Here is a 1856-nt window from a genome sequence, read left to right as displayed (position 1 = left end):
GCGTCGGGCTGCTCGCGGTCGGCATAGAGCAACGCATCGAAATCCTTAAGGTCCTGGTGCGCGGCGCGCGCACCATCATCCTCGATGAACCGACCGCCGTGCTGACGCCGCAGGAAAGCCGTGAACTGTTCCAGACACTGCGCAGCTTCGTGGCCGAAGGCATGACGGTGATCTTCATTTCGCATCACCTGGAAGAGGTGATGGAAGTGTCCGACACGGTGACGGTGCTGCGCAACGGCAGGAAGGTGGCGACCCGGCCGACGGCCGAGCTCAGCAAGGACGAGTTGGTGCACATGATGGTCGGCCGCGAGGTGAGCTTCGACCGCCGGCCGCGCGCTTCGCTGCACGGCGACGTGGTGCTCGAAGTCAAGGATCTGTGGGCGCGCGACGATCGCCTGCTGCCGGCTCTTCGCGATGCCAGCTTCACCGTCCGCTCCGGCGAGGTGGTGGGGATCGCGGGTGTGGCCGGCAATGGACAGACGGAGCTGGCGGAAGTGCTTTCGGGCTTGCGACCGGCAAGCCATGGCGGGGCGTGGCTGAAGGGCCGGAATCTCACCGCGCTCTCCCCCGCCGCGATCCGCCAGGCAGGCCTCGCCCATGTTCCAGGCGACCGCATGGTGCGCGGGGTCGATCGCAACGCTTCGATAGCAGCCAACACCCTGATGGGCCGCCAGCACCGCGCCCCATGGAGCCGCGCCGGCATGCTCAACTGGAATGCCATAAATCAAAACGCCGAAACGCTGATCAAGAGCTTCGATATTCGCGCGCGCGGAGCCGGTGATGCGGTCAAGCGGCTTTCGGGGGGAAACATCCAGAAGGTCGTTCTGGCGCGCGAATTCACCAACGGCGCCGATTTCCTGCTGATCGACCAGCCGACGCGCGGCGTCGACATCGGCGCCCAGGAGGCCATTCATGACGAGATCATGCGCCAGCGCGCCGCCGGCCGCGCAATCCTGCTGATTTCCGTGCAGCTCGACGAACTGGCCGCCCTTGCCGACCGCATCCTGGTGATGTTCAACGGGCGGATCATGGGCGAGGTCGCCGGCGACGAGGCCGACGAGGAGCGCATCGGCATGATGATGGCAGGCGTGGCCGTGCCGGAATTCGCCGCGGAGACCGCATCATGACAGACCATTTGCGTGCCGTTTCCGGCCAGGTGATCGCCATCGGCGTGGCGCTGCTGATGGGCGCGATCATCATCCTCATGGTCGGCGAAAGCCCGGTGCGTGTGTTCATGACGCTGTTGCGCGGCGCCTTCGGCGATCAGGAGAAGATCGCCGGGACCTTGCTGCAGACGACGCCGATCCTGATCTGCGGTGTCGCCGCCTGCATCGGCCTGCGCGGCGGCATGTTCAACGTCGGCATAGAGGGCCAGCTGTTCCTCGGCGGCTTCGCCGCCGCGTGGGTCGGCTTTGCCATGCCCCTGCCCGCGGGCATTCACACGCTGGCCGCGCTGGCGCTGGCGGTCGTGGCAGGCGCGGCCTGGGTCGCCATCCCCGCCTACTTCCGCGCCCGCTACAACACCAACGAAGTCGTCTCGACGATCCTGTCGAACTACGTGGCGGTGCTGCTCACGTCCTACTTCACCATCTTCCTGTTCAAGCGGCCGGGTGGCTGGTCGGAGACGCCGCCGATCCTGGCGACATCCTATCTGCCGGAGATCTTCACCTTTTCGCGGTTGAACTGGGGCCTGGTCATTGGCTTGGTGCTGGCGGTCGGCGCAGCCCTTGTCTTCCGCTACACCAAATGGGGTTACGGCGTCACGATGGTCGGTTCGGCGCCGAAATTCGCCGAATATGGCGGCGTCAACGTGAAACGGCAGGGTTTCCTGGTCCTGCTGCTTTCAGGGGCCGTCG

At 65.8% G+C, this 1856-nt stretch carries 2 protein-coding genes; both read left to right on the top strand.

Annotation, left to right across the window (positions count from 1 at the left end; translation table 11 throughout):
• Positions 1-1127, top strand: a 1127-nt coding sequence (locus EN893_RS31995) for an ATP-binding cassette domain-containing protein (protein WP_128362095.1), incomplete at its 5' end; no start/stop codon positions are given.
• The coding region (locus EN893_RS31990; protein ID WP_206640213.1) for an ABC transporter permease at positions 1124-1856 on the top strand (733 nt) is incomplete at its 3' end. The genes EN893_RS31995 and EN893_RS31990, both read left to right, overlap by 4 nt.

Source organism: Mesorhizobium sp. M7A.F.Ca.CA.004.04.2.1 (assembly GCF_004022825.1).
In the GTDB taxonomy this organism is placed as follows: Bacteria; Pseudomonadota; Alphaproteobacteria; order Rhizobiales; family Rhizobiaceae; genus Mesorhizobium.
The sequence above is the reverse complement of the archived record's forward strand: the minus strand, read 5'-3'. Positions and strand labels throughout refer to the sequence as shown.